This window comes from Pseudomonas sp. HP_01, assembly GCF_055284355.1.
In genome coordinates, this window is the sequence record NZ_JBTOPV010000001.1 from 49,691 (window position 1) to 75,045 (window position 25,355).

At 59.8% G+C, this 25,355-nt stretch carries 23 protein-coding genes and 3 pseudogenes; 19 read left to right on the top strand and 7 right to left on the bottom strand.

What is annotated here, in order from left to right; translation table 11 throughout:
• Positions 1–32 precede the first annotated feature (32 nt).
• On the top strand, positions 33–2,405 hold the full coding sequence (locus ACYAR8_RS00210; protein WP_463578699.1) for a membrane-bound PQQ-dependent dehydrogenase, glucose/quinate/shikimate family: 2,373 nt from the start codon (positions 33–35) through the stop codon (positions 2,403–2,405).
• Between the two features lie 535 nt (positions 2,406–2,940).
• Here the strand turns inward: ACYAR8_RS00210 and ACYAR8_RS00215 are convergent.
• Positions 2,941–3,744 carry a LysR substrate-binding domain-containing protein gene (locus tag ACYAR8_RS00215; RefSeq protein WP_463578700.1) on the bottom strand — a complete coding sequence of 268 codons (804 nt, stop codon included), beginning with the start codon at positions 3,742–3,744 and terminating at the stop codon, positions 2,941–2,943.
• On the opposite strand from ACYAR8_RS00215, the pseudogene ACYAR8_RS00220 reads away from it, so the two are divergent.
• Positions 3,681–3,836: pseudogene (locus ACYAR8_RS00220) on the top strand (Rid family hydrolase); the annotation flags it as partial. The gene ACYAR8_RS00215 and the pseudogene ACYAR8_RS00220 overlap by 64 nt on opposite strands.
• Positions 3,837–3,898: 62 nt before the next feature.
• On the opposite strand, the gene ACYAR8_RS00225 reads toward ACYAR8_RS00220, so the two are convergent.
• Positions 3,899–4,141, bottom strand: coding sequence for a hypothetical protein (locus ACYAR8_RS00225; protein WP_074883412.1), 243 nt, complete (start codon positions 4,139–4,141; stop codon positions 3,899–3,901).
• A gap of 266 nt (positions 4,142–4,407) precedes the next feature.
• Positions 4,408–4,554, bottom strand: a pseudogene (locus tag ACYAR8_RS00230) (nucleotidyltransferase family protein); the annotation flags it as partial.
• A gap of 154 nt (positions 4,555–4,708) precedes the next feature.
• On the opposite strand from ACYAR8_RS00230, the gene ACYAR8_RS00235 reads away from it, so the two are divergent.
• The 5 genes and pseudogenes from ACYAR8_RS00235 to ACYAR8_RS00255 all read left to right on the top strand — a co-directional run bounded on the left by ACYAR8_RS00235 (position 4,709) and on the right by ACYAR8_RS00255 (position 8,191).
• Positions 4,709–5,236, top strand: a complete 528-nt coding sequence (locus ACYAR8_RS00235; protein ID WP_074883841.1) for a P-loop nucleotide/nucleoside kinase family protein — start codon at positions 4,709–4,711, stop codon at positions 5,234–5,236.
• A 171-nt stretch (positions 5,237–5,407) separates the two neighbouring features.
• Positions 5,408–5,575: a hypothetical protein gene (locus tag ACYAR8_RS00240; RefSeq protein WP_463578990.1), complete on the top strand. Its 168-nt coding sequence runs from the start codon at positions 5,408–5,410 to the stop codon at positions 5,573–5,575.
• Positions 5,536–5,628 (top strand): annotated as a pseudogene (locus ACYAR8_RS00245) (carboxymuconolactone decarboxylase family protein); the annotation flags it as partial. The gene ACYAR8_RS00240 and the pseudogene ACYAR8_RS00245, both read left to right, overlap by 40 nt.
• A 226-nt stretch (positions 5,629–5,854) precedes the next feature.
• Positions 5,855–6,760, top strand: coding sequence for a LysR family transcriptional regulator (locus ACYAR8_RS00250; protein ID WP_074883844.1), 906 nt, complete (start codon positions 5,855–5,857; stop codon positions 6,758–6,760).
• Between the two features lie 321 nt (positions 6,761–7,081).
• A complete protein-coding gene (locus ACYAR8_RS00255; protein WP_281248149.1) occupies positions 7,082–8,191 on the top strand; it encodes an MFS transporter in 1,110 nt (369 codons plus the stop codon).
• Between the two features lie 113 nt (positions 8,192–8,304).
• On the opposite strand, the gene ACYAR8_RS00260 is transcribed toward ACYAR8_RS00255, so the two are convergent.
• Positions 8,305–8,697: a PA0061/PA0062 family lipoprotein gene (locus tag ACYAR8_RS00260; protein ID WP_463578701.1), complete on the bottom strand. Its 393-nt coding sequence runs from the start codon at positions 8,695–8,697 to the stop codon at positions 8,305–8,307.
• A 180-nt stretch (positions 8,698–8,877) separates the two neighbouring features.
• Positions 8,878–9,402 carry a cyclophilin-like fold protein gene (locus ACYAR8_RS00265; RefSeq protein ID WP_463578702.1) on the bottom strand — a complete coding sequence of 175 codons (525 nt, stop codon included), beginning with the start codon at positions 9,400–9,402 and terminating at the stop codon, positions 8,878–8,880.
• An 884-nt stretch (positions 9,403–10,286) separates the two neighbouring features.
• Here ACYAR8_RS00265 and ACYAR8_RS00270 point away from each other — a divergent pair.
• The 9 genes from ACYAR8_RS00270 to ACYAR8_RS00310 all read left to right on the top strand — a co-directional run bounded on the left by ACYAR8_RS00270 (position 10,287) and on the right by ACYAR8_RS00310 (position 18,653).
• Positions 10,287–11,198, top strand: a complete 912-nt coding sequence (locus tag ACYAR8_RS00270; RefSeq protein WP_463578972.1) for a methyl-accepting chemotaxis protein — start codon at positions 10,287–10,289, stop codon at positions 11,196–11,198.
• 9 nt (positions 11,199–11,207) lie between these two features.
• A complete protein-coding gene (locus ACYAR8_RS00275) occupies positions 11,208–11,576 on the top strand; it encodes a response regulator (protein ID WP_074883421.1) in 369 nt (122 codons plus the stop codon).
• 21 nt (positions 11,577–11,597) lie between these two features.
• A complete protein-coding gene (locus ACYAR8_RS00280; protein WP_074883423.1) occupies positions 11,598–11,885 on the top strand; it encodes an STAS domain-containing protein in 288 nt (95 codons plus the stop codon).
• Between the two features lie 64 nt (positions 11,886–11,949).
• Positions 11,950–13,995: a chemotaxis protein CheA gene (locus ACYAR8_RS00285; RefSeq protein WP_463578703.1), complete on the top strand. Its 2,046-nt coding sequence runs from the start codon at positions 11,950–11,952 to the stop codon at positions 13,993–13,995.
• Positions 13,996–14,024: 29 nt separating this feature from the next.
• A complete protein-coding gene (locus ACYAR8_RS00290; protein ID WP_463578704.1) occupies positions 14,025–15,683 on the top strand; it encodes a methyl-accepting chemotaxis protein in 1,659 nt (552 codons plus the stop codon).
• 36 nt (positions 15,684–15,719) lie between these two features.
• Positions 15,720–16,259 (top strand): chemotaxis protein CheW, encoded by a 540-nt coding sequence (locus ACYAR8_RS00295; RefSeq protein WP_074883433.1) that lies wholly within the window; start codon positions 15,720–15,722, stop codon positions 16,257–16,259.
• A 9-nt stretch (positions 16,260–16,268) separates the two neighbouring features.
• On the top strand, positions 16,269–17,078 hold the full coding sequence (locus ACYAR8_RS00300) for a CheR family methyltransferase (RefSeq protein WP_074883436.1): 810 nt from the start codon (positions 16,269–16,271) through the stop codon (positions 17,076–17,078).
• Complete coding sequence (cheD, locus tag ACYAR8_RS00305) at positions 17,075–17,608, top strand: chemoreceptor glutamine deamidase CheD (RefSeq protein WP_074883439.1); 534 nt, start codon at positions 17,075–17,077, stop codon at positions 17,606–17,608. Before ACYAR8_RS00300 ends, cheD begins: the two co-directional genes overlap by 4 nt.
• Complete coding sequence (locus tag ACYAR8_RS00310) at positions 17,571–18,653, top strand: protein-glutamate methylesterase/protein-glutamine glutaminase (protein WP_074883441.1); 1,083 nt, start codon at positions 17,571–17,573, stop codon at positions 18,651–18,653. The genes cheD and ACYAR8_RS00310 overlap by 38 nt, the downstream gene beginning before the upstream one ends.
• Before the next feature lie 41 nt (positions 18,654–18,694).
• Here ACYAR8_RS00310 and ACYAR8_RS00315 read toward each other — a convergent pair whose 3' ends face one another.
• Entirely contained in the window at positions 18,695–19,999 is a 1,305-nt protein-coding gene (locus ACYAR8_RS00315; RefSeq protein ID WP_108119275.1) for a site-specific integrase, read from the bottom strand.
• 1,234 nt (positions 20,000–21,233) lie between these two features.
• On the opposite strand from ACYAR8_RS00315, the gene ACYAR8_RS00320 reads away from it, so the two are divergent.
• Together ACYAR8_RS00320 and ACYAR8_RS00325 are read left to right on the top strand one after the other, a co-directional pair.
• Entirely contained in the window at positions 21,234–22,238 is a 1,005-nt protein-coding gene (locus ACYAR8_RS00320; RefSeq protein WP_463578705.1) for an LLM class oxidoreductase, read from the top strand.
• Positions 22,235–23,182 (top strand): nuclear transport factor 2 family protein, encoded by a 948-nt coding sequence (locus ACYAR8_RS00325; protein WP_463578706.1) that lies wholly within the window; start codon positions 22,235–22,237, stop codon positions 23,180–23,182. The genes ACYAR8_RS00320 and ACYAR8_RS00325 overlap by 4 nt, the downstream gene beginning before the upstream one ends.
• 133 nt (positions 23,183–23,315) lie before the next feature.
• Here the strand turns inward: ACYAR8_RS00325 and ACYAR8_RS00330 are convergent, their stop codons facing one another.
• Positions 23,316–24,254, bottom strand: coding sequence for a LysR family transcriptional regulator (locus tag ACYAR8_RS00330; protein WP_463578707.1), 939 nt, complete (start codon positions 24,252–24,254; stop codon positions 23,316–23,318).
• Between the two features lie 122 nt (positions 24,255–24,376).
• On the opposite strand from ACYAR8_RS00330, the gene ACYAR8_RS00335 reads away from it, so the two are divergent.
• On the top strand, positions 24,377–25,303 hold the full coding sequence (locus ACYAR8_RS00335) for an alpha/beta hydrolase (RefSeq protein ID WP_074883457.1): 927 nt from the start codon (positions 24,377–24,379) through the stop codon (positions 25,301–25,303).
• Positions 25,304–25,355: the final 52 nt, after the last annotated feature.

Consider the following 25,355-nt stretch of genomic DNA (forward strand, 5'->3'; position numbering starts at 1 on the left):
GCCATCACCGGCCCCAACACGGACGACCAACGATGATCTTGAGATTGACTGGGGCGGTGATGGCGATTTTCGCCATTGCCCTGCTGTACATGGGTGCGCAATTGGTGGCCGCCGGCGGCTCGGCGGCGTACTCGATGATCGCCCTCGCCGTATTGGCCTCGGCGGTGCTGCTGATCCTGAAAAAGCGGTCGGCGCTGACGGTGTATGCGCTGCTGATGTGGGCGATTCTGATCTGGATCGTCTACGAGGTCGGCTTCGACAAATGGCAGTGGATTCCGCGCGGTGACCTGTTCGCGCTGCTGGGTCTGTGGCTGGCGCTGCCTTGGGTGGTGCGCCCGCTGTACAAGGCGCATAACCCGGGCGATACCCGCCGCTTCCATCCGTTTCTGGGTGGCACCGTCGGCGTGATGATGCTGATCGTGCTGGCGGTGATGTTCTACGACCCTTACCCGGTGGCGGGCAAGATCGACACCCCGCTGGCGACGCGCAGCACGGGCGAAGCCGGCAATGACTGGGTGGCCTACGGCGGCACGAACAACGGTCAGCGTTTCTCCAGCCTTGACCAGATCACTGCCGGTAACGTGAAGAAGCTCTCGGTGGCATGGGAATACCACACCGGCGATCTGCGCGACGCCGCGAAAGACGCCGGCGAGTACACCTTTGAAGCCACGCCGCTGAAGGTCAACAATCGGGTTTACGTCTGCACCGCGCACAACGAAGTGCACGCCCTGAACCCTGAAACCGGCAAGCCGGACTGGAAGTGGGTGCCGGAGAAGAACCGCTCTTACCTGCAGCAGCACCAGACCTGTCGTGGCGTCAGCTATTACGCGCCGGCCGCAACGGCTGCGGCCGATGCCTCACCGAGCCAATGCGCCAAGCGCATTATCACCGCCACCGCAGACGCAAAACTGGTGGCCCTCGACGCTGACACCGGCACGCTGTGCAGCGATTTCGGTAACAAAGGCGTGGTCGATCTGAGCGCCAACATGGGCGAGATTCGTCCCCACGCGTTGATGCAGACGGCTGCGCCGCTGATCGCCGGTGACTTGGTCATCGTTGGCGGTTCAGTGATGGACAACGGCTACAACGACGGCAACCCCTCGGGTGTGATCCGCGCCTACAACGCCGTGACCGGCGCACTGGTGTGGAATTTCGACCCGGCCAATCCTGAGATGACCCAGCCCATCGCCGCCGACCAGACCTACCCGCAGGACACACCCGTGGCGTGGGGCACCCTGAGCGCCGACATGAAAAACGGCCTGGTGTTTGTGCCGTTCGGCAACGCCTCGCCAGACGAGCTGGGCATCAACCGCGACCCGAACAGCAACACGGAAAAATTCCGTGACACGCTGGTGGCGCTGGACCTGAACACTGGCGCGTTCAAATGGAAATTCCAGTCCTCGAACAACGACCTCTGGGACCGGGATAACCCGTCGCAGCCGACCTTGATGGACGTGGGCAAGGAGGGCAGCCAGCAACCGGCGCTGCTGTTGCCAACCAAAGTGGGCAACATCTTTGTGCTGAACCGGCTGACTGGCGAGCCGATCATTCCGGTCGTTCAGGTCAATGTATCGACCCAGGGCGGCGTGCCGGGCGAACACTTCGCGCCGACGCAGCCGGTGTCGAAGATCAACTTCATCCCGGAACCGCTGAGCGAGAAATCGATGTGGGGGCTGACGCCTTTCGATCAGATGTCCTGTCGCACGACGTACAACAAGTTGCGCTACGACGCCAACCCTTGGACGCCGAGCACCGAGCAGGGCTCGCTGATCTTCCCGGGGAACATCGGGGTATTTAACTGGGGCTCGGTGGCGGTCGATCCGGACCGGCAGATTCTCATCGCCGCGCCGGTGCGTCTGGCTTACACCTATCACCTAATCAAGCGCACGCCGGAAACCGCCGAGAAACGGCTGTTCACCCAGGACGGTACGCCGTACTGGAACGAGAACTTCAACGGCGACTACGCCATACGGATCAAGCAGTTCGCTTCGGCGCTGGGCGTGCCGTGCATTGCGCCGCCGTGGGGCCGCATGGTCGGCGTTGACCTGACCACCGGCAAAACCGAGTGGATGCGCCGCACCGGCACCACCCAAAACCTCAAGACCTCTTTCCTGCCGGGCCGCTTCCCGATCGGCTTCCCGATGGGCATGGTCGCCCACGGCGGTCCGCTGGTGACGGCGGGCGGCGTGGTGTTCCATGGCGCCACGGCGGATAACTTCATCCGCGCCTACGACATCAACACCGATGACGTGCTCTGGGAGAAGGAGCTGCCGGCGGGCGGCCAGGCGACGCCTTCGACCTACCTGGGCAGCGACGGCAAGCAGTACGTCGTCATCTCGGCCGGCGGGCACGGCTCGCTCGGCACCACGCTGGGCGACAGCGTGATCGCGTTTCGTCTGGATTGATGGGCTGATGTGTAAAAAGGCCGTGACGCAGTGGTGCGTGACGGCCTTTTTTGTGATGGCAGCCCGCACATTCGAGGGTGCTCACGCTGGCCTTTTCCCGGCTGAAGCCGGTCCCACTATGGAGATGCGGTCACCCTGTAGGACTGGCTTTAGCCGGGAAGGCGGCGCATGTCACACCGCTGAATATGTGCCGCTCACGCTGGCCTGTTCCCGGCTGAAGCCGGTCCCACTATGGAGATGCGGTCACCCTGTAGGACTGGCTTTAGCCGGGAAGGCGGCGCATGTCACACCGCTGAATATGTGCCGCTCACGCTGGCCTGTTCCCGGCTGAAGCCGGTCCTACTAGGGATATACGTTCGCCCTGTAGGACTGGCTTTAGCCGGGAAAGCGTCGGATGTCACACCGCTGAATATGTGTCGCTCACGCTGGCCTTTTCCCGGCTGAAGCCGGTCCTACTATGGGTATGCGGTCCGACCATGCTGCATATGTCGCATCACCGAGCAGCGGCGTTCCCCCAATGCAGCCGCCTTCAGCCCTAAAAAACGATGTCCCGGTAGAACGCTTTCAGCGTATCAACGAACTCTTCGGACAATTTCGTCCGCGCCTGGGCCGGTGCCCACATGACGTAGGTGGGGAAGAGGATCTGCGGCACAAAGGGTCGGATGACAATATCGCGGTGGCGATAATCCCGGGCCACCAGCGGGTGGGCGAGGGTAATGCCCATGCCCAGCGCGACCATCTCGCAATTAATCGCGCTGTACTGCGCTTCCACGGTCATGACCCGCTCAACGCCGGCCTGCTCGAACAGGCCGTCGACCAGCGCCCGGGTGCCATCGCCGTGGCACAGGGAAACAAAGGTCTCTCCCTCCAGATCGGTGAAGGTGATCTGCGCTCGGCTTGCCAGGGGATGGGACGCCGGCAGCACGCACACTGCCGCCACTTCGCTGAGCAGCTCGATCTGCTGACTGTCGACATCGCCGGGATGCACCACAAGCCCCACATCACAGAACTGCGACTTCACCCACTGCTCGACGGTGGGCGAGGAGTTCACGTGCAGGGAAACGGTCAGCTCCGGGCGCGTCTCGGTGAACGCCTTCAGCACCCGGGGAATCATGCTCAGCCCGGTGGAAGGCACGGCCGCCACCCGCAGGCGCCCCGTGCCGAGATTGCGGATGTTCTTGGCCGACAGCTTCAGGCTGTCCAGCCCGACGTAGGCACGCTCGACCTCTTGGAAGAACGCCTGACCCTCCTGGGTCGGAATCAGCCTGACGCCAGGTCTGGCTGTCGGACATCGCGGCGAATTTCGCGGGTATGAACGAAGTCTGGGACGCCTGGGCACCGGAAGGGCACGCGCCCGCACGGGCCACCGTGGAATCACGTCTGGCAGCGCCGGATTTGCTGGTGGAGATCACGGTGGTGGCTGCGGGCTGAATCGGCAGGCTGTATGAATGAGGTGCGCCGGGCGCGGATTATCCGCAGCCCGGCGTTGCCGCTCAAGGGCCGACAGATGCTTCGACGGAGTTGGTCACGAGGTGGTTCTTGGTGGTACGTCGCTGCTGGGTGATCAGCACCTGAGGCACTGAGGAGCAGTGGTACTTGATCCCCTTTCGGGTCGGCATCAGGGCAACGCTTTCCATGCATTCTGCGCGGGTCGAATACGCTGTCGGCTGGTTCTCGTCCAGACATCCTTCCGCACCGGAACACATACTCATCACAACCACAAAAATGCTCTTCATTGCTCTCATTCCTTTTTGGCAAATCACGGCGCGGACAGCGGGTGTGACGTGATTCTGAGGGGAGGTGATGGCAGAAGGCAATGCGGTGAAAGTGCGTTTCGTCGGGAATATGACGGTTTTAGGTTTTCTAGGGATTAGAGGGTAAATTTGCAGTCGGTAAATTGACGTCACGTTTTTTAAAACAGGCCGATTTACTTATCACTGGCGTCACTTAAGCGCGCTGGCGCGGGGTGCTTGAAACCTTCCTGGAGACCGCAACCGGGCTCTCACTCAAGAACGCGCAACCAGGGCCAGCGTGCCTGATAGCTCTGCGCCTTTTTGCGAAACAGCGCGGGTTGCGGGAAGTCTGAGTTCATGCGCAAAAGCCCCTGTTCAAGCTCATTCAGCCCGTGAGGCGCGCAGAGCTCGCCAGTATCAAAACGGCTCGGATCTGCATGGATGGCTCAACTCAGCATGTTGTATTCAAAGGGTCTATTTATTTGATCTTGAACGCCACCGGCGGCGTTGGCATCCCTTACAGGAGTAAATTAGCCTGTTTTAACAGCACATCCTATGGGGAAGTCTCAGATGCTCATCGTCTTCAGTGGTCTGCCCGGTACCGGGAAGACGACCATCGCCAAGGGTCTGGCCGCGAAGCTGGGTGCCGTTTATGTGCGCATCGATACGATTGAACAAGCCCTTCGTGATTCGGCGGATTTTGCGCGGGATGTGGGCCGCACGGGTTATCTGATCGCCTACGGGTTGGCGGCCGGCAACCTTGGTTTGGGCGGCACGGTGGTTGTCGACTGTGTGAATCCCGTGGTGGAAAGCCGTAGAGCGTGGAGCGCCATATCCTCTCGCTCTGGCGCGCCATTGGTGAATATTCAGGTCATCTGTTCCGACATGACGGAGCATCGACGCAGGGTGGAGAGCCGGCAGGTCGATATCCCGGGGCTGACGCCTCCCTCTTGGCAATCCGTTATGAACCATGACTATGAGCCTTGGGACACCGAACCCTTCACCGTAGACACCGCGCTCAATTCCCCGGCGCAGGCATTGGCGGCGATTGCCGACTACTTGAAACGGTCTGATTTATTCACCCCTGACCAGGGCTAACGGCGCTGTCGTGGCGTTGAACACATTCGCCGTGGTCAGCAATTGGGGAAAGGGGTGATCAGCCTGAATTCATGAGCATCGCTCACTGCTGTTTGTCACAGGGCCCTGTAGTACATCGCTACCGCGTGAATGAGGTTGAAGGCCAAACCTCATTCACTCAGGAGCTCGCCCATGAACGCAGTTGCAGCACTCTCGACGCTGGCGATGATGCTGATGGTCGCCAACGCTCAGGCGGAGGATAGCGCACCCTCCATGACCCTCGTCCCCAACGGCTCGCAAGCCTCGAATCTCGGGAGCCCGTGGGCTTTCACCTCAATCGCGCGATGGATAACGGCCTGACCCAACCTCAGGCCTCGGAAATGCTCACCCAATTCGCGTTCTATGCCGGATAGCCGAACGTGTTTTCAGCGGTCCCGGTGTTAAAGAAGGTGTTTGCCAGCAGGGCCGGATAGGGGCCAGGCACGTGGCATAACCGCACTAACTGCTGAGCCACCCTCAGCTCACTCATGACCTACGCTCATCTAAGGCCAGTGGTGAACCCGGATATACTCCGCCCAATTCGCGTGTTCGTGATCAACCCGTCCCTCGCCGTTCGAGACGCCCTTGCGTAGGTAGATGATGCAGCTCACCCGTGCCAACCTCGCCGATTTCATGTACTTCCTGGCCGTCGCCCGGCATTTGAGTTTCAGCCGTGCGGGATTGGAAGTCGGCATCAGCCCGTCGGCTCTCAGCCATGCGATCAAGGCGCTGGAAGCCAGGCTTGGCGTGCGCTTGCTGAACCGGACCACCCGCAATGTCACCTTGACCGCTGCCGGTCAGGAGTTGCTGGCGTCGATTCGTGAGCCCATCGACCGCATCGACCAGGCCATGGAAGTGCTCAACCGTTACCGGGACGAGCCCACGGGGAGGATCAGGCTGAATGTGTTCAGCGATGCCGCGCTGTTGCTGCTGGCGCCGGTATTACCGCTGTTCGGAGAGCGTTACCCGGACATCGAAGTGGATATTTCGATCTCCAACAGCATGGTCGATGTCGTGGAGGGCGGCTTCGATGCCGGCATGCGCTTTGGCGCGACGGTGCCCGAAGGGATGATCGCGCACCGTCTGTCCCCGGACGTGCGCTGGTTGGTCGCCGGCACGCCCGACTATCTGCGCAAATGGGGCACCCCCGTTCACCCTGAGGACCTGAAGCAACACCGCTGCCTGAAGTTCAAGGTCGGCACCGGCAAGATATACGACTGGGAGTTCGAAAAAGAAGGCGTGCAGCTCGCGGTCCCGGTCTTCGGTGGCGTGATTCTCGATGAGACGCGGATGGCGATTGCACTGGCCTGCGCGGGCAGTGGACTGATATACGCGGCTGAACCGATCCTCGCGCCTTACGTGAAAAGCGGTTCCCTTGAGTTGGTGCTTGAGGACTGGGCGAGTGTGAGTCCGGGTTTCCACATTTACTATTCCAGCTATCGCCAGCAACCGCTGGGCCTGCGCCTCCTGATCGACATGATCCGGGACATTGCCCCGCTGGGGTGATCCGCAACGGCTCAAACCGGGAGGTCTGACGCTTTCCCGGCTAAAGCCTGTCCCACAGGGTGCTCCCGCTTCCCGTCATTAATGAGCAATGCTCATCACCGCATCACACGCACCCCGATAGGCGAGGGCTGACGTCGCCTGTACCGTGACGCCACTCAATCCATCAAAACCGGCGCTCGTCGCACATCACCCTGGCGTGAGGCGATTGCACGGGCCGGACACGTGTCGAGGGCATGAATGCGTACTGCTGAGCTACAAAGAGTCGAGCCTGAAATAGCCAGGCCTGATCGAGGTGTATGGAGCGCCGTGGGTGCCATGGCCATGTGCGTGGCCATGCTCATTTCATCCGAATTCATGCCGGTCAGCCTGCTGACACCGATTGCCTCCGACCTCGGAGCGACCCAGGGGATGGCCGGCCAGGCGATTTCGATTTCGGGACTGTTTGCCGTCGTCACCAGCCTGTTCATGTCGGTCATCGCCGGGCGCATTGATCGTCGCTACGTGTTGATCGGCTTGACCAGTCTGATGCTGGCCTCGCTTATCCTGATTGCCGAGGCGCCTAGCTTTCTGGTCCTGATGATTGCGCGCGCCGTGCTGGGGATTGCCATCGGCGGGTTCTGGGCACTGTCCACGGCGACCGTCATGCGGCTCGTTCCTTCCGATACCGTGCCCAGAGCCCTCGGCATCATTTTCACCGGCAATGCCATCGCCACGGCATTTGCTGCACCTATCGGCAGTTACCTGGGCGGCATCATCGGCTGGAGAGGCGTGTTCTGGGGACTGGTCCCGCTGGTGCTGATCAACCTGCTGTGGCAATGGATCAGCCTTCCGTCCATGCCGCCCAAGTCGGCGGGCTCGGTCCGTCAATTGTTCGCGCTGCTGCGTCGTCGTCACGTGGCGTTCGGCATGATGGCGGTGATGTTGACCTTCGCCGGCGCGTTTTCGGCCTTCACCTACTTTCGACCCTTCCTTGAAACCTATACGCAGGCAACGACCCCGCAGCTGTCGCTGTTCTTGCTGGGGCTCGGTGTCGCAGGTTTTGCCGGCACCTATGCGGGGACGGCGCTGGTGAGTGACCGAATGTATGCGCTGTTGCGCTGGCTGCCATTGCTGCTGGCAACGGTGACGCTGTTGATGCTGCTGTTCGGCCACCTCAAGCCAGGCGTCGCCGTGGCGATGATTTGCTGGGGCGGGCTGAACGCGGCCATTCCGGTGGCGTGGTCAACCTGGCTCAGCAGAAGCGTCAGTGATGACCCGGAAAGTGGCGGCGGCTTGCTGGTTGCGGCGATCCAGCTGTCGATTATGGTCGGCGGCGCCCTGGGTGGCCTGCTGCTGGATCATGTCTCCATTGCCGCGACGTTCATGGGCGCTGCCGCGTTGCTGGTATTGGGCGCGTTGATCGTGGGGAATGGCAGTCGCTTGCGCGGCTAAGCCGGTTTTAAGCGCTTGCGCCCTCGCAGGCAGTGCCTCAGGGTTGGCATCCCGACATTCGCTGGATGCCACCCTCGATTCGGTTTGCAATGCGTAGAGGACTGATTGGCTTATTAAAGGCAAGGCACCGTGCCGGCTTGAGCCACTTCAACGCCACCACTGTCCATCAGCGAAACCTTGACCTCGCTGTCTGCTTGGCTCTGTACCAATGTATAGCGCTGATCGGCCGCGAAGTTGGCGTAGTCAAGTGTCGCCGTGCAACGACGATGGCTATTCTGATAACCGATCATCACAATCCCCAGTTCCATCGAATGCCTGCCCGGTGAAACAATGAAGTGATTAAAATGTTGGGCCTGATTTCCGTCGAGACGCCTTGCTATCATGTCGTCTCCCGCGTGGGCCTCTATGTTGACGATGGACTTTCCAGGTTCAGGACTTGTTGTTCCAGTGGCACAACCGCCGAGCACCGAGACCGTCATCAAGGCGGCAAGTGTCTGTAGTTTCATGGGTTACCTGTTAACTAAGAGTATTAAGTATTTAAAGCAAACCCCCGTTCGTCAGCGACGGCTGAACATGACGACAGGCGCCGCCATATTCAAATCGCCACGTGGGTGCGCTCGTTATAAAAGCGTTATTCAGACGTCGGCCGTTGCGACGCGTAGACGTCTGGAATAAGTGATCGGACGTTATTGTTTTGAGAAGCTGATCCGTACGTCATCGCTGCCAACCAGGCGCGCCAGTGCGGCAGGGTCATCCACGCGGCCCAGGCGGGTGTAGGAATAAGACGAAGGGAAGGTGACGTAAAAAGCGACCAGGGTTTGCGACCCGTACAACATCAGGTCACCGCTGTGGATCGTGCCTGGCCGGGTGACATTCGTAGTAAGCGCCTTGGGGAGCTCGGCGTGTTTCTCGTTGTTGTTGAGGTCGGGCATGTCAAGGGAGAGTGGCAGCAGGGCGGCAAACTCCCGGGCTGCCTGGGTATTGGCCAGGGTAATCTCAAAGCGCGTGTCGCGAACGGTCATCCAGATGCGCGACGCGGCTTGCTGCGCCTTGATTGACGAGGCCTGTGGGGCAGCGCGCGCGCTGCTCAGCGGCGACGCATTGGCTTCGCTGAAGGCGGCCAGTCCGAACAGAAGTCCGAAGGCCCGCGTCAGCCCTCGTGTGCCCCCGGCATGAGCGTGAGTGAAGAGGCCGAACTGATGGTCGCGCATACTGTGGGCACCTTATACAGTGGAATGATTCACGGGCGAGTGAGTCAGGGAGCAGTGATTAAAGCGGTCGGCGATTTCAACGTTTCGCCATTAATAACTTACGTTGGACGCCTGATGTCACGGCAATCTACCCCCGGAGAAGAGGCCGAACTAGGCCGGTCTCCAGCATGCTTCTGTGAACAAACCTCACCAATGCCGGAAAGTTGCTGGGCATAGCGTTCCCGTTTTCCCTGGAAGACCCTTTCAATCGCCAGTTCTTTATATAAGTGTCAATCGGGATGTCGATGATGGTCGCTCTCTGACGAGCCCTGATCCCGTCATCCTGCACATGCGCTAGCAGGAAGGTTCAGGCACGTTCCGCATCACATCGCACCGCACAAAAAAAGTCCCCGGTTTTGCAGTCCGGCATCACCGGGAATCGCGTGGTCGTGGCCGGCAGCAAGAGGAGGGCAGGCATCCTCGGCGGTCACGCGACAGTCATAAACCAGACGGAAGGCAGCGGGGGTGACTCAAGTTGTGACGCACTGGGCAGATAACCGTGATGTCAGTTACATCAGCAGCATTGTTCAAGGATCGAACCCATGACCCAGCGTCAATCCATCCGCATTCCCCGCTCCGCTCAGCCGCGTTTTCTCTGGTTCGCTTTCATTCCGGTCGTGCCCGCCGTTGCATGGACACTGTTCCAGTCAACCTCTCTCCCTAACCTCATTGCGTGCGCGGCACTGGTGCTCATCGGCCTCGCTGCCGGTGCCTGGGATGCGGTCTCCCGGCGTGACGTGGTGCTGCGAGCCACTGCTCTGGCGCAAGCGGATCAGTCGGAGGCGGATGCGGTCAGCAACGGCATGACCTCGCGGGTACAGCTCAATGAGGTATTGCTGGGAGCGATGCCCATCTGGGCTCGGCAAGTGGAAAGCTCCCGGCATCAGACAGAAGAGGCGATTGTGAATCTGACCAATCGTTTTATCGGGATTGCCGCGCGATTGCAGGAAACGGTTCAGGCGTCCCAGCGTGCGGCCGGCGAACTCGACGGGCAAACCTCGGACGGGGCGGTTGAAGTGCTGTCCCTCAGCGAAAGCGATTTAAGCCAGGTGATCAACTCGCTCAAGGCCGCGCAAACCAGCCGTGACCAGACCTTGGCCCAGGTGCGCGGCCTTACCGCGTATACCGGCGAACTGCGCACCATGGCCGCCGACGTGGCGGCCATTGCCGCGCAGACCAACCTGCTGGCACTCAACGCGGCCATTGAAGCGGCCCGTGCTGGTGAAGCCGGTCGCGGCTTTGCCGTCGTGGCCGACGCGGTACGCAGCCTGTCGAGCAAATCCAGTGAGACCGGCCAGCAGATGTCGGCCAAGGTCGACATCATCAATAACGGCATCACGCAACTGGTGCACGCCGCCTCCAGCAGCGCCGATCAGGACAGTCAATCGGTGGCTGCGTCAGAAAACAGTATTCAAGTCGTCCTCGAGCGGTTTCACAACATCACCGGCCGCCTGGCCGAATCCGCGGACCTGCTCAAACAGGAAAGTCGCGGCATTGGTGAGGAGATGACCGAGGTGCTGGTCGACCTGCAATTCCAGGACCGTGTGAGCCAGATCCTCAGCCATGTGCGCGACAACATGGACGACTTGCATGGCCACCTGCTCCAGGCGAGCGAGGCCCCGGATCAGGCGACGTCCATTGATGCCCGCCAGTGGCTGGCACGAATGGACGCGACCTACGCCACCGACGAGCAGCGGCGCACCCATCGTGGCGAGACGCCTGTGCAGCAGAACTCTCAAGACATCACCTTCTTTTAGGACTCTCTCATGGCGAAGAATGTATTAGTGGTCGACGACTCCAGCAGCGTGCGGCAAGTGGTAGGCATTGCCTTGAAAAGCGCCGGCTACGACGTGATCGAGGCGTGCGATGGCAAGGATGCGCTGCGCAAGCTCACCGGGCAGAAAGTGCACCTGATCATCAGTGACGTGAACATGCCCAACATGGATGGCATCACCTTCGTCAAGGAGGTCAAGAAACTGCCCAGCTACAAGTTCACCCCGATCATCATGCTGACCACCGAATCCCAGGAGTCGAAGAAGGCCGAGGGCCAGGCGGCGGGTGCCAAGGCGTGGGTGGTCAAGCCGTTTCAGCCCGCGCAGATGCTGGCTGCGGTTTCGAAACTGATCCTGCCCTGAATCCTTGCGAGGGAGGCTGCGATGCCGATCACCATCGAAACACTCGACGACAGCACCTGCGTCAGTATTGACGGAGAGCTGACGATCTACACCGTCGCCGAGCTGGCGGGCGCGTTGTTGCCGCAGATGGGGGCCGCGCCACGCTTGATGCTGGACCTCTCGCCGGTCACGGAAATGGATGGAGCCGGGCTGCAGTTGCTCGCGGTCATCCAGCGTGAAGCCGAGAACGCTGGCACGGCGTTAAGCGTCACCGGCCAGAGCCTGGCGGTCACGCAGGCACTTGAGTTGTGTCGCAAAGCGGCTTCATAAACCGACCGCCGCGCCAGTCCCAACCCGTTCATTGCACGTTCATTGATAGACAAGGAAGGTCCGGGTGAGCATCAATCTCGACCAGGCACTACAGACATTCATCGTCGAGGCGCACGAACTGTTGCAGGTCATGGAGCAATCCCTGCTGCAGCTGGAAAACGAGCCCGCCGACCAGGATGCCATCGGCGCGATTTTCCGTGCCGCCCACACCATCAAGGGTTCCGCCGGCCTGTTCGGCCTGAACCCGGTCGTCAGCTTCACGCACATTGTCGAGGACGTACTCGACCGACTGCGCGACGGCAGTGTGGCAGTCGACACCGCGCTGATCGCGGTGCTGCTCAAGTGCGGCGATCATATGCTGGAGCTGATTAACGTCGTCGCCAGTCGTGGCGAGACGCTCCAGCCTGCCGCCCTGGAGCGTGAAGCGGCGTTGCGCGAGGCGTTGAGCACCTATCAGGCCCCGCACAGCACCCCCGACACTGGCGTCCAAAACACCGAAACCGGCGCTGCCGACACGTCAGCTGAGGTGCTCTGGCATATTTCCCTGCGCTTTGGTGTGGACGTGTTTCGCAATGGCATGGACCCGCTGTCGTTCCTGCGCTACCTGAAGACTTTGGGGCAGATAACGCAAGTCACGACCCTCACCGACACTATTCCAGCACTGGACAGCTGGGACCCGGAGAGCTGCTATCTGGGTTTCGAGATTGACCTGCGCTCGACGGCCTGCCACGCCACCCTCAACGAAGTCTTCGACTTTGTGCGTGACGACTGTGAAGTGCGCATCGAGGCCGTCGACGAAACGTCCCACAAGGCTGTGTCCATCGGCGGCGAGCTGGTTGCTCAGGCAGAGCAGGGGCCATTGACGGCGTCGGCGCAGCGGCTACCGGCGACCAGTGAGCCAAAAAACCGGGACGGCAACTACGTGCGCGTCAATGCGGACAAGCTTGACGAGCTGATTAACCTGGTCGGCGAACTCGTGATCGCGAGCGCCGGTGCCAGCCTGTTGGCACGTTCCTGCCAGAACGACCCGCTGCAAGAGGCGACCTCGACGGTATCAGGACTGGTGGAGGAGATTCTTGATGGCGCACTGCACCTGCGCATGATTCCCATCGGCGACACGTTCAATCGCTTCCGCCGCGTAGTGCGCGATATCAGCCAGGAGCTGGGCAAGGACATCGAGCTGACCATCAGCGGCGCAGAAACCGAACTGGACAAGACCGTCGTCGAAAAAATCGGCGACCCACTGATGCATCTGCTGCGCAACGCCATGGACCACGGCATCGAAAGCGCCGATGCCCGGCGCGCTGCCGGCAAGGCGGGGAAGGGCCATCTGAGCCTCAATGCCTACCACGACTCGGGAAGCATCGTCATCGAAATCGCCGACGACGGCAACGGACTCAACCGCGAACGGATCCTGGAGAAGGCTCAAGAGCGCGGTTTGGTGGCCAGCGGTGCGGTGCTCTCTGATCAGGAGATCTACAACCTGATCTTCGAACCGGGCTTCTCTACCGCCGAGGCGGTGACCAATCTGTCGGGCCGTGGCGTCGGCATGGACGTGGTCAAGCGCAATATCACGCTGCTGCGCGGCACCGTCGATCTCGACAGTCGTCCCGGCCAGGGCACCGTGGTGCGTATTCGCTTGCCGCTGACCCTGGCGATCATCAACGGATTCTTGGTCGGCATCGACAAATCCACCTACGTGATTCCGCTGGACATGGTTCAGGAGTGCATCGAGCTGGACGAGCACCAGCGCCAGTCGAGCCGCGACAAGGGTTACCTGGACCTGCGTGGCGAGGTGTTGCCGCTGGTGGACCTGCGCAACCACTTCAGCCACGAAGGCAGCGCCGGCCGACGCCAGAATGTAGTGGTGGTGCGTTACGCCGAGCACAAGGCCGGGCTGGTCGTCGATGATCTGCTCGGTGAGTTCCAGACCGTGATCAAACCGTTAGGCAAGTTGTTCGGCGCCCTGCGGGGCATCAGCGGCTCGACCATATTAGGCAGTGGCGCGGTGGCGCTGATCCTCGACATACCGGCATTGCTCAACCAAATCGTACAACTGGAAGCCCGCACGACCCAGGCGCCTTATTCGCCAACCGTCGTCGCTCGCTGACGTATTTGCAACACCCTGGAGGCTCCACGATGAAATGGTTCTACGATCTTAAAATTTCCACCAAGTTGATCAGCTCATTCCTGGTGGTGCTGGCCCTCACTGCGGCGATGGGCCTGTTCGCCATTCATCAGCTGGGGGCCGTCAATCAGGCTGCTCAGGACATCCGTGGCAACTGGATGCCTTCCATGCGGGCAGCGGCAGGCATGCGCTTTTTTGCCGCCAACTATCGCTTGAAAGAGAACCGCTACATCAGCACCGATATCGCCGAGGAAAAGGCCCAGGCCGGGCGAGAAGCCGTCGAAGCCCGCCAACAGTTCGAAACCCGCATGGGCACCTATGAGCAGTTGGTGTCGAACGAGGAAGATCGTCAGCTTCTGGCGGGTGCGAAAAGCGCCTGGGCGTCCTACCTGGCAACCAGCAGTCAAGTGCTCGAGCTTTCCCGGCAGAATCAGGAGGACCAGGCACGCAGCCTGCTCAGGGGTGAGTCCAAGGTGCGTTTCGAAGACCTGACCAACCGCCTGCAGAAAATGGTCGAGCTCAACGACGCCGGCGCAACGGCTGCCGGTGACAAGGGCTCGGCGCTGTACGAAAGTGCCCGCCTGGCGATCATCGTGGCGTTGGTCGCGGCGTTGTTGATCGGTCTGGGCCTGGCCGTGTTCATCGCGCGGATCATTTCTCGTCCGTTGAGACAAGCCGCCTCCGCCGCCGAGCAATTGGCTGAAGGCAACCTCAGTGCACCTATCGCACCGGGCACGAAAGATGAAACCGGCATGGTACTCAACGCCATGCGCAACATGGTAGGCAAGCTGGGACACATCATCGGCGAAGTCCGCAACGCCGCTGATAACCTGGCCAGTGCCTCCGAGCAGGTCAGCGCCACCGCGCAATCGATGAGCCAGGCCACCAGTGAACAGGCGGCCAGCGTCGAGGAAACCAGTGCCTCGATCGAGCAGATGAGCGCCAGCATCAACCAGAACACCGAAAACGCCAAAGTGACCGATGGCATGGCCAGCAAAGCCGCCAAGGAAGCCACCGAGGGCGGCGATTCGGTGCAGCAGACCGTCGTGGCGATGAAAAAAATCGCCCAGCGCATCAGCATCATTGATGACATCGCGTATCAGACCAACCTGCTGGCCCTCAACGCAGCCATCGAGGCCGCTCGGGCCGGTGAGCATGGCAAGGGTTTCGCGGTGGTAGCGGCCGAGGTGCGCAAACTGGCCGAACGCAGTCAGGTCGCCGCCCAGGAAATCGGCGAGCTGTCTTCCAGCAGCGTGGACATGGCCGAGAAGGCCGGCAAGTTGCTCGGCGAAATGGTGCCGTCCATCAACAAAACATCCGATCTCGTGCAGGAAATCAGCGCGGCATCCGAAGAGCAGGCCGCAGGCGTCGCGCAGATCAACACAGCAATGACCCAGCTCAACCAGGTGACCCAGCAGAATGCGTCGAGCAGCGAAGAACTCGCCGCCACAGCCGAAGAAATGAGCAGTCAGGCCGAACAGCTGCAACAAGCCATGAGTTTCTTCGTGCTTGACTCAACGCCCAGGCCCGCCGTTCAAAGCAGCAGCGTGGACAGCCCCGGCAGCAAGCCAGGCCATCAGCCGCCACGGATGAAACCGCAGCCGCCACGCAAAGCATTTGCGTACAGCATGGCCAGTGCCCCGGACGAATCCGAATTCACCCGTTTCTGATCACAAGAATCGATGCGGGCTTACAGGGAGAACGACATGGGCGCAGTGATGACTACTCGGCATACCGCCGTCGCGGTGGATGAGGATGCGCAGTACCTGACCTTTATGCTCGGCGGCGAAATGTTTGCCATCGGCATTCTGGGGATCAAGGAAATTATCGAATACGGCAGCCTGACCGTTGTGCCAATGATGCCCGCCTTCGTGCGCGGGGTGATCAACCTGCGCGGTGCGGTGGTGCCGGTGGTCGACCTGTCGGCGCGTTTCGGGCGAGCCAACTCTGCGATCACCCGGCGCTCTTGCGTCATCATCATTGAAGCGAGCACCGAAGAGGGGCAGGCGCAGGACATCGGTTTGCTGGTCGACACCGTCTCTGCGGTGCAGGAGATTGCGGCCGCGCAGATCGAGCCGCCACCGAGTTTCGGCGCACGGATTCGCTCCGATTTCATCAACGGCATGGCCAAGGTCGATGGCAAGTTCGTGATTGTGCTGGATGTGGACAAGGTGCTGTCCATTGATGAGATGTCCAGCATTGCCGAAGCCGGCCAGGCACCGGCCCTTGATATCGATCCGCGTTGAGGCCCGAACATGGCAGACACCGCTACCATTGATGATCGCGAATTCGGCCAGTTTCAGAGCTGGCTCTACCGCGCGGCCGGCATCAACCTGTCTCCCGCCAAGAAGGCGCTGGTAGCAGGGCGCCTGTTCAAGCGTCTCAAGCATTACGAGCTGCAGAGCTACGGCGAGTATTTCAAGCTGATCATGAAGGACGAGCGCAAGGGCGAGCTGCAGGTTGCTCTGGACTTGCTGACCACCAACGAGACCTATTTCTTTCGCGAGCCCAAGCACTTCGACTTCCTGCGCCAGCAGGTGCTGCCCAAGGCGGCGCCGGGCAAGGTGTTTCGGGTATGGAGCGCGGCCAGTTCCTCGGGCGAAGAACCCTATAGCCTGGCGATGACCCTCGCCGAGGGCTTGGGCACCACGCCCTGGGAAGTGGTCGGCTCGGACATCAGTACGCAAGTGCTGGCCAAGGCGCGCAGCGGCCATTACGCCATGGGCCGTGCCGAGACCTTGCCTCAGCCGTTGCTGGTCAAATATTGCCTGAAAGGCATCGGCCGCCAGGAGGGCACGTTCCTGATAGACAAGGCATTGCGCAGCCGCGTCAATTTTGTCCAGGTCAACCTCAACGAAACGCTGCCCGCCCTCGGTGAATTCGAGGTGATCTTCCTGCGCAATGTGATGATTTATTTCGACCAGCCGACCAAGGCCCAGGTGGTCGCACGCATGCTGCCGCTGCTTAAACCAGGCGGCTACTTGATCATCAGTCACTCGGAAAGCCTCAACGGTGTTAATGACACCTTGAAGCTCGTCGCGCCATCGATTTACCGCAAGCCATGAAAATGCCCGTCGGCGCGGCCGAAGTGGTATTGGCCCCTGGCCAGGTCAGTTTCGCGACGCGTCCGACACGCTTGCGCACACTGCTGGGTTCCTGCGTGGCCATCACGTTCTGGCACCCGCAACGGCTGATCGGCGGGATGTGTCACTTCATGCTGCCAGGACGCCTGCGTCACGATCAGCCGCTGGACGGCCGATATGGCGACGAGGCGCTGGAGTTGCTGCTTCGACACGTTCTCATCAACGGGACGCAGGTTGAGGATTACCAGATCAAGCTGTTCGGCGGCGGCAGGATGTTTCCCGATCAGCCGCGCGACCTGCGCACGGAGGACGTGGCCAGCCTGAATATTCGCGCAGCGCTGGCCCTGGCCGAGCGTTACCACCTGCACCTGACCGCCCAGGACATGGGCAGCACCGGTCACCGCACGATCATGTTCGACGTGTGGAACGGCAACGTCTGGGTTCGGCACCAACCAATGGGAACACTTCAACAAGATGCCTACCAAAAAAATCAGCGTACTGCTGGTCGATGACTCGGCCGTGGTGCGTCAGGTGCTGATGGCCATTCTCAGCGACACGCCGGATATCCACGTCATGGGCGCCGCGTCCGATCCGATTTTCGCCATGGACAAGCTCGCCCGGGAATGGCCCGATGTGATCGTGCTGGACGTGGAAATGCCCCGGATGGACGGGATCACCTTTCTCAAGAAAATCATGAGCGAGCGGCCGACGCCGGTGGTTATCTGTTCTTCGCTGACCCAGAAAGGCGCCGAAACCTCGTTGCAGGCCCTGTCGGCAGGCGCTGTTGAAATCATCACCAAGCCCACGACCGGGTTGAAAAATTTCCTGATCGAATCGGCGGCCGAATTGGTGGCAGCGATACGCGCTGCGGCTAACTCCAACGTCAGAAACCTGGGAAAGCGCAGTGCCAGCCCGGCGCCGTTGCCAGCCCCGGCCGGGAAGTTGACTGCGGACGCCATCTTGCCTGCCGCCAGTGGCCACGCCATGGCGCAGACCACTGAGCGGATCGTCGCCATCGGCACGTCCACCGGGGGAACGCAGGCGCTGGAAGCAGTGCTCAAGGCATTGCCGAGGGTGTGCCCGGGCATTGTGATCGTGCAGCACATGCCGGAGAAGTTCACCGCCTCGTTTGCCGAACGCCTCAACAGCATCTGTGCGATCGAAGTGCGCGAGGCACGCAACAACGACCGAATCCTTCCAGGTCTGGCGCTGATCGCCCCCGGCGGCAAGCATCTGATAGTCACGCGCAGTGGCGCCTATTATCACGCCCAGGTGATCGACGGGCCCCAGGTCAACCGCCATCGGCCTTCAGTGGATGTGCTGTTTCGTTCGGTGGCCAAGTTCGCCGGCAAGAACGCCACCGGCATCATCATGACCGGGATGGGCGACGACGGCGCACGCGGCCTCAAGGAGATGCTCGACGCAGGCGCTGCGACGGTTGCACAGGATGAGGCGAGCTGCGTGGTGTTCGGCATGCCCAAGGAGGCCATCAAACTCAACGCTGCCCAGCGGGTCATGCCGCTGGAGCATATTCATCAGGCAATCCTCAACGGTTAGCCTGGCCGCTCACCTTCAGAATCCGCCCAGGGAATGACCGATCACGATCGCTCTTTCATGGGCAGACGCTTGACCGAGTAAGCCCGCTTTTCATCCTCGGAGTTGTAGTAGACGTTCTGTGTCGTGCTAAGGCTGTTGTGACGCAGATCGACCTGCAGGTCTTTCATGTCGCGGTGCGGCGCATCGAAGGTGGCCGAGGTGTGCCGCAGCCAGTGCAAGGACGCCGCGCGCAGGCGACCGACGTCTTCGTCCGGCCAGTGCTCGGCCTGCATACGCTGGAGCGCGCGATCGAACACCTCCTGCAGCAACACGCGGATATGCCGGTCCGACAAACCGGCGCGACCGCGCTGGGTGGCAATCAGCGGCGTGCTTTCACGGAAGCCGGGCAGGGGGGACAGGCCTTGGTGCAGTCGCCAGCGCTTGAGGTAGTTCTCGACGTAGTCGTCACGCACGCTGATCTTGCCGGCTTTATTGCCTTTGCCCACCACGTGATACCACCAGTTCCCGGCGCTGTCTTTGCGCAGATCGCCCATGGTCGGCTTCCAGTTATCGCGACCGACCAGATCGGAAACTCGCAGGTACATGGCAAAGATCGTCGCCACAATAAACAGCGTGCGCTCGTACTTGGTGTCCTCGGCGGCCAGCAGTTCGGCAGTCTCCAGCACGAAATCCCACTGCAGCGAGGTCAGGATGCGCGTGTCCTGGTTGTCGGTGTTGCGCTCTTTGTATTTGCTCTTTTGCTTCACCGCGCGAAACGGGTTTTGCTCACAGAAACCCTCATCGATCGCGTGCTGGAAAAAGCTCCCGCATACCGCGAAGATCTGCGCAATAGAGCCCTGGGCCAGCCGGTAAGTGTCCTGAAGGGCGGGCCGGTTTTCCTCCTCGGCGCGCTTGCGTTCTTCCTTGGCGACGGTCTGGCTGAACGGCCGCCAGTCGGGGTTGAGCACGTAAGTGTCCGTCGCGGTTTTCTTGCGGGCACCCAGTCGGGTGAAGCGAGATTTCACCACAGGACCGACCCATGAAGGATCGGGCGCCAGACAGAACTCCATGAAGCTCTCGGCCTGGGTGCGGCGCATGGCGAGGAGGGGTGTTCTGGATTTGAGCAGGGTCCAGAGCAGCAGTCGCTCGACGTGAGTGCGGTAGGAATTGAACGTGGACTCGTTGCCGGCGTAGGACTTGAGAAAGCTGCGCACGGCGCGGTAGCCTTCGATGGCCTGGGTCTCAGCGGGGAATTGCTCGAGATAATCCCGGATCGCCGGAAGCTCTTCCTTTAAGGAGCTGAAGTTGAGCTCGCCGAACTTCGCGTAGGTTTCGAACAGCGGATGAGGGGACGAAGGCGCGGGCATTTGAATTCGCTGGCTGGAGATGCGGAAGATGCCGGCATGATCGTGCAGGTGACGTATATATGCAATATCCGGGTCTGACAGTTATCGGATATTGCATATTTGCGTCGGGGTGTGTTAGCGGGGTTCTCTGGTCACCCTAGGGTTTGTGGACTCGTTTAGGCCTTTCGGGCAATTCAAGTGCCGTTTGCGTGTGCAGGTAGGTGTCTTTCGCGGTTTTTGGGCCAGTTTCGACACCCAGGAGCAGCGATTTGTTGGGCTATCCAGGGGCTTTTGCGGGCGCATTGATACTCTACAGGCCTTGATTTACTGGGCTTTCGGGGTGTTCAGGCAATCGCACGCCCGGGTGATCGGCGTTGGGCAGCTGCCTGTTACGCGGCTGGAGTGACGGTTCATTGGGGCGTCCTTGCGCTGACTTGAGCCGGCTGTGTCGGAGGATCGGCTTCGAAGCCTGGGCCTCATGAAGTCGCCGTACAAGCTCCCGGCGGTCAGGCGCTCGCGGTCAGCTGGATGTCGGCGAGCTGAATAGTCGTAAATCTCCGGATCTGCGTCTGTGGCAGATCATCTGTCTTGCATATCACTGGCGCTGGTCAGGTATCGACATCCTCGTGACTTGGGGATCAGGTATCGATGCTGATGCTGATGCTGATGTGGATGTTGATGTTGGCATGGCTTACGAGATGTTTGCTGTGGCTTCGGAGGCTTCGGAGGCTGCGCTGGATTCAAGGGTGCGCGTTAGGTAAGCGGCGATTGAGCTTGTTGGATCACCGAGCTCAGCGTGAACGGCGAGCTGTGAGCTGTGAGCTGTGAGCTGTGATCATCGAAAGTGAGCGTTGGGTTTGGCGTGAAACTAGATGCCTGGGACAGAGGTTCATGAAATGCGGAAGCGCCACGTTCGATTGCCTGGGACACTGGGCCAAATGCGTAACATGGTGTTACGCATAATGTATATTATGTTAAATTATGTGTCTGAATGTCGAATCACTTGTCTCACCAGCGGGCAAAAACCGTGGTCTGCCTCGAATCACCAGAATACTCATCCCGTCTAAGGCGCCTATAGCGGACGAGTTTAAGCGACTGACCCAGCAGACGTTTCATTGAGTTAATAGCGGCCAACAGTTGCTCGCGCCCCATCAGACGGGACACATTTTCCCCAATACCTTCATTACCATGCAGACCTGTTCATCTGAAAGCCGCTTACGCAGTAGTAATCGGCTTGAAACAATGAGGTTTAGCAATGACTTCTCTCAGCCCTTCCCTTGAGCTCAGTCCCGAGCTTGCATCTCACCCGGCCTATTCGCGTGTATTCCAGCCCGAAGGCCTCACCTTCGGATACATCATGCCCCTGGAGGGCTATCCGAATTCACCGTTTCCGACGCTCCAGGATCATCAACGCCTTGCTCGCATTGCGGACGAGGCTGGATTCGCAAGTCTGTGGATGAGAGATGTGCCCTTCTATGACCCGAGCTTTGGTGACACTGGTCAAATGATCGACCCGTTTGTCTATCTGGGATATCTGGCTGCTGTTACCAAAAACATTGCTTTGGGCACAACGGGCATCGTTCTTCCGTTACGTGAACCACTGATTGTCGCCAAGCAGTCCGTTTCGGTCGACCAGCTAACCGGCGGTCGTTTCTTGCTAGGGCTCTCCAGCGGAGATCGCCCGATTGAATATCCCGCATTCGGGATTGATTTCGAAGCGAGAGAAGAACGATACCGGGAGGGCTTCGAGCTGATTAAGACAGTCACTGAAAACAGCTTCCCAAGCGTCTCAACCAAACTTTTCGGCCAGCTGGAAGGCTTGCTAGACATGGTACCCAAGCCAGTTGGCCCTCGACTCCCGATGATCGTCGTGGGCCGGGCCCGTCAGACGCTTGAGTGGATAGCCAATAATGCCGATGCCTGGATTTGGCATCTAAGCGACTTCAATCGTTTGCCCGGCCTCATCCGCGAGTTCCGTTCTGCCAGCCAGACCGGCAATGCAAAACCATACGGCTACGCGACATTTTTCGATCTGGCGAAGGATCCGAACACACCGCTGGAACGCGGCTACAACGGAGTAAGGATCGGGCGTAATGCTCTCGTGGAGCTCTGGAAACGGCAACAGGATGAAGGTGTTTCACACGTCGCACTGAATATCAAACCTCTGCAACGACCAGCCGCTGATGTCCTGGATGAGATGGCTGAGTATGTCCTGCCACACTTTCCCATAGGCCAACCTGCCTCGCAGGTTACCCAGTGACCGGCTCAAGTGACCGCACCGACATTAAGGGCGTTATAGCTACCTTTCTGAAAGCCTGGGAGAGCGGTAATTGGGTATCTGCTGGGGATATATTCACTGACAATTGCCAGTTGGTGACAAGCCACATGTCCGCTCATGAGGGTGGACGCAAGATTGTCAGAGCTTTCCAGCAAGACCGTGCCAAGGCTGATGGCTTTTCAGTGAAGGCAACCAATCACTATGTGGGAGGTGGAGAGACCGATGCCACTTTCAGCTTTTACGCCTATGGCCATATCCGCAAAGCCGCAAAGTCGGCCACGCTCGGATTTGGCATGACTGTCACGGGCTCTCTGAAAAAGACAGCAGACTCCTGGCACCTCGACAGCGTGCTGATTGCCTTGAATTGGGTAACCGGGGACTACTCGCTTGCAACTCACTGGCAACTTCCACCAGGTGACGACGGATGGAGGATTGGCGATCCCGCTCCGACCCTCGTGAGCGAACTGAACGCGCCATGGCTTGCTTTCCCAAGCTCAACGCCTTCGGTACCCAGCGAGGAGTGTATTGCTGAAACCTACGCTCGTTACTCATGGGCGCTGGATCAGGCTGACATGCAGCTGCTTGCTCATTGCTTTACCAACGACGCCGCTGGTGATTTCCAACCGATGGGCCTTATTGAAGGGCGCCACGCGATCATCGGCTCCTTCAAAGAGTTTCGCAGGCCCTGGCCGTGGATGCAGCATTTCGCGGACGTGCTGGAGATCAAGTCCGACGAGGAAAAGGGGGTAGCTGAAATGATTGTCGGCAGAGTCATTCCTGGAAACTCACACACGCAAGATGGCACGCCCCTCTATGGCGCGCATTACCGGATGCGGCTTCGTCGCAAGCATGAGGGCTTCTGGCAACTGACCTGGAGCGAGTACCGCCCAGGCTGGTTCAATGCCCATGAAGCACCAAGAGTTTAGTCTCTTCCTGGAAACGCTCTAGGGCCGTGGCGCCGTAGTGTCTCGGACGACGAGTTCGATTTGTATGCGCTCGCGGCGTGCAAGTGGGCGCCCCTCGATCAGCGCAACGCTGTTGCCGGGCTTCGCTCACAGGTCAGCCAGAGTGAATGCCTTCCGCAGAATGTTGCTCCCATGGGGGGCATGGTGACCAAGCCTCCACGAGCTTATCGATGAAGAGTCGAATTTTTGGAGAGAGGTGCCGCTTGCTAGGGTAGATCACCCGAATAGGCTCCGCCGCCTCGGCGTACTCCGCGAGCAGTTGAACGAGCTTGCCACTGCGCAAATCGTCGTTGACCACGTAGGAAGGCAGAGTCGCTATCCCCAGGCCAGCGACAGCCGACTGGTGCAACGACTCGGCACTGTCCATCTGCAGCCTTCCGCCATGAGTAACGGACACAGAGCTACCATTCACGCGAAAATTCCAGGGAAGCAATCTCCCACCGCTCACAAAATGCAGGCACTGGTGCTCGGATAAAGCGTCCGGCGTTTTAGGCTCGGCATGCTCAGCCAAATATTTGGGGGAAGCGCAGGTAATCATTTGTTGGTAGGCCACAGTGCGCGTTAACAAACGAGAATCCTCCTTCGGCGGCCCGATGCGCATGGCCAGATCAAATCCTTCATCGATCAGATCGACCAGCCTGTCGGAAAACGCGATATCCACGCTCAAGGAGGGCCAATCTTTCAGGCAGCATTCGATGTGCTGGAGAACGTGAAGCCTGCCCAATGCAACCGGCAGGCTCATCCGCAGCCGTCCACTGGGTGTCGAGCGACGAAACGCCAAGGCGTCCTCCACATCGTCCAGATCCTGGAGAACACCCACACACCGCTCATAAAGAACCTGCCCGTCGTCCGTCATGCTCAAGCTACGAGTAGTGCGATTGAGCAGGCGTACTTGCAAACGAGCCTCAAGCCTGACTATCGACTTCCCCACCGCCGAGCGAGTGAGCCCCAGCTGCTTCGCCGCCGCAGTGAAGCTGCCAGCGTTTACGGAGCTTACAAAAGCGGCAATGTCGTTCAGGTTGTGGAGTTCCATGGAGACCTCTGGCCGTCAACGTTAGGGCGATTTAGCACCTGATATGGGGAACCCTATTCCCCAATAAGAAGCATAGTATCTCAATTAGCTACTCCATTGCCCAACGATCAATTGAGGTCATTATGAACACTAAAGTACAAGCAGCCGTCCAAACCTGGGCCAACAGCCTGAGCGATCTGGTACCCGTTCTTAAAGGAATCGATACCACCACAAAAATGAGCGACATCCGCGACTCTTACGCAAAAATGCTCGCACAGAATCCTGCGCCTGCTGGCGTCAAATTCGAAGCGGTCGACATGGGCGGCGTACCGGGCACACTCGTTACCCCTGATGAGATCAAGACCGACGCAGTAGTGATGTACATCCATGGCGGCGCATACATTGTTGGTCGTCCAGACGGTTACCACGGTATCGGCGGCAACTACGCAAAAATGCTCGGCGCTCGTGTCTACATGCCGGATTATCGCCTTGCCCCTGAGCACAAGTTCCCAGCCTCTATTGACGACACACTGCGCGCCTACGAGTGGCTGCTTGAGCAGAAAATCCCGGCTAACAAGATCGCATTCTCTGGCGAGTCAGCTGGCGGCGCGATGGTTGTCAGCGTGATGGTGGCTGCTAAATCCAAAGGGCTTCCACTGCCTGCAGTGGGTTCGTCCATCTCGCCATGGGCAAACCTTGAACACACCGGTACTTCCATGAGCAACCGTGAAGGGCTGGATCCTCTGAACTCCAAGCCTGTCTTGGACATCCTCGCCAGAGCATTCCTGGGCGACACATTGGCCAATCATCCTCTGGCCTCACCTGTGTTCGCGGACGTCACCGGTCTTCCACCAATCTTGGTGCAGATCGGCGAGAACGAGCTGATGTTGAGTGATGCAATGCGCCTTGCAACTCACCTGGCTGATAACCGAGTTCGCGTGAACCTGGAAGTATGGCCTGCGATGTTCCACGCCTGGCACTTCTACGCCGCCATGCTGCCGGAAGGTCAGCAGGCTATGGAGAGTTCCGCTCGGTTCATCGAGGCTGGCTTGGCCGACGCTAACCGCTAAAACGAAGGACAACCGCGATAGCTTTGTGGCTGTCGCGGTTTTGCTCATCCCG

What these genes read in the sequence shown, in the direction of transcription:
- ACYAR8_RS00210 (WP_463578699.1), top strand. Translation starts at nt 33, where the DNA reads ATGATCTTGAGATTGACTGGGGCGGTGATGGCGATTTTCGCCATTGCC.
- ACYAR8_RS00225 (WP_074883412.1), bottom strand. Translation starts at nt 4,141, where the DNA reads ATGAAGAGCATTTTTGTGGTTGTGATGAGTATGTGTTCCGGTGCGGAA.
- ACYAR8_RS00235 (WP_074883841.1), top strand. Translation starts at nt 4,709, where the DNA reads ATGCTCATCGTCTTCAGTGGTCTGCCCGGTACCGGGAAGACGACCATC.
- ACYAR8_RS00240 (WP_463578990.1), top strand. Translation starts at nt 5,408, where the DNA reads ATGAACGCAGTTGCAGCACTCTCGACGCTGGCGATGATGCTGATGGTC.
- ACYAR8_RS00250 (WP_074883844.1), top strand. Translation starts at nt 5,855, where the DNA reads ATGCAGCTCACCCGTGCCAACCTCGCCGATTTCATGTACTTCCTGGCC.
- ACYAR8_RS00255 (WP_281248149.1), top strand. Translation starts at nt 7,082, where the DNA reads ATGTGCGTGGCCATGCTCATTTCATCCGAATTCATGCCGGTCAGCCTG.
- ACYAR8_RS00260 (WP_463578701.1), bottom strand. Translation starts at nt 8,697, where the DNA reads ATGAAACTACAGACACTTGCCGCCTTGATGACGGTCTCGGTGCTCGGC.
- ACYAR8_RS00265 (WP_463578702.1), bottom strand. Translation starts at nt 9,402, where the DNA reads ATGCGCGACCATCAGTTCGGCCTCTTCACTCACGCTCATGCCGGGGGC.
- ACYAR8_RS00270 (WP_463578972.1), top strand. Translation starts at nt 10,287, where the DNA reads ATGCCCATCTGGGCTCGGCAAGTGGAAAGCTCCCGGCATCAGACAGAA.
- ACYAR8_RS00275 (WP_074883421.1), top strand. Translation starts at nt 11,208, where the DNA reads ATGGCGAAGAATGTATTAGTGGTCGACGACTCCAGCAGCGTGCGGCAA.
- ACYAR8_RS00280 (WP_074883423.1), top strand. Translation starts at nt 11,598, where the DNA reads ATGCCGATCACCATCGAAACACTCGACGACAGCACCTGCGTCAGTATT.
- ACYAR8_RS00290 (WP_463578704.1), top strand. Translation starts at nt 14,025, where the DNA reads ATGAAATGGTTCTACGATCTTAAAATTTCCACCAAGTTGATCAGCTCA.
- ACYAR8_RS00295 (WP_074883433.1), top strand. Translation starts at nt 15,720, where the DNA reads ATGGGCGCAGTGATGACTACTCGGCATACCGCCGTCGCGGTGGATGAG.
- ACYAR8_RS00300 (WP_074883436.1), top strand. Translation starts at nt 16,269, where the DNA reads ATGGCAGACACCGCTACCATTGATGATCGCGAATTCGGCCAGTTTCAG.
- cheD (WP_074883439.1), top strand. Translation starts at nt 17,075, where the DNA reads ATGAAAATGCCCGTCGGCGCGGCCGAAGTGGTATTGGCCCCTGGCCAG.
- ACYAR8_RS00310 (WP_074883441.1), top strand. Translation starts at nt 17,571, where the DNA reads ATGCCTACCAAAAAAATCAGCGTACTGCTGGTCGATGACTCGGCCGTG.
- ACYAR8_RS00315 (WP_108119275.1), bottom strand. Translation starts at nt 19,999, where the DNA reads ATGCCCGCGCCTTCGTCCCCTCATCCGCTGTTCGAAACCTACGCGAAG.
- ACYAR8_RS00320 (WP_463578705.1), top strand. Translation starts at nt 21,234, where the DNA reads ATGACTTCTCTCAGCCCTTCCCTTGAGCTCAGTCCCGAGCTTGCATCT.
- ACYAR8_RS00330 (WP_463578707.1), bottom strand. Translation starts at nt 24,254, where the DNA reads ATGGAACTCCACAACCTGAACGACATTGCCGCTTTTGTAAGCTCCGTA.
- ACYAR8_RS00335 (WP_074883457.1), top strand. Translation starts at nt 24,377, where the DNA reads ATGAACACTAAAGTACAAGCAGCCGTCCAAACCTGGGCCAACAGCCTG.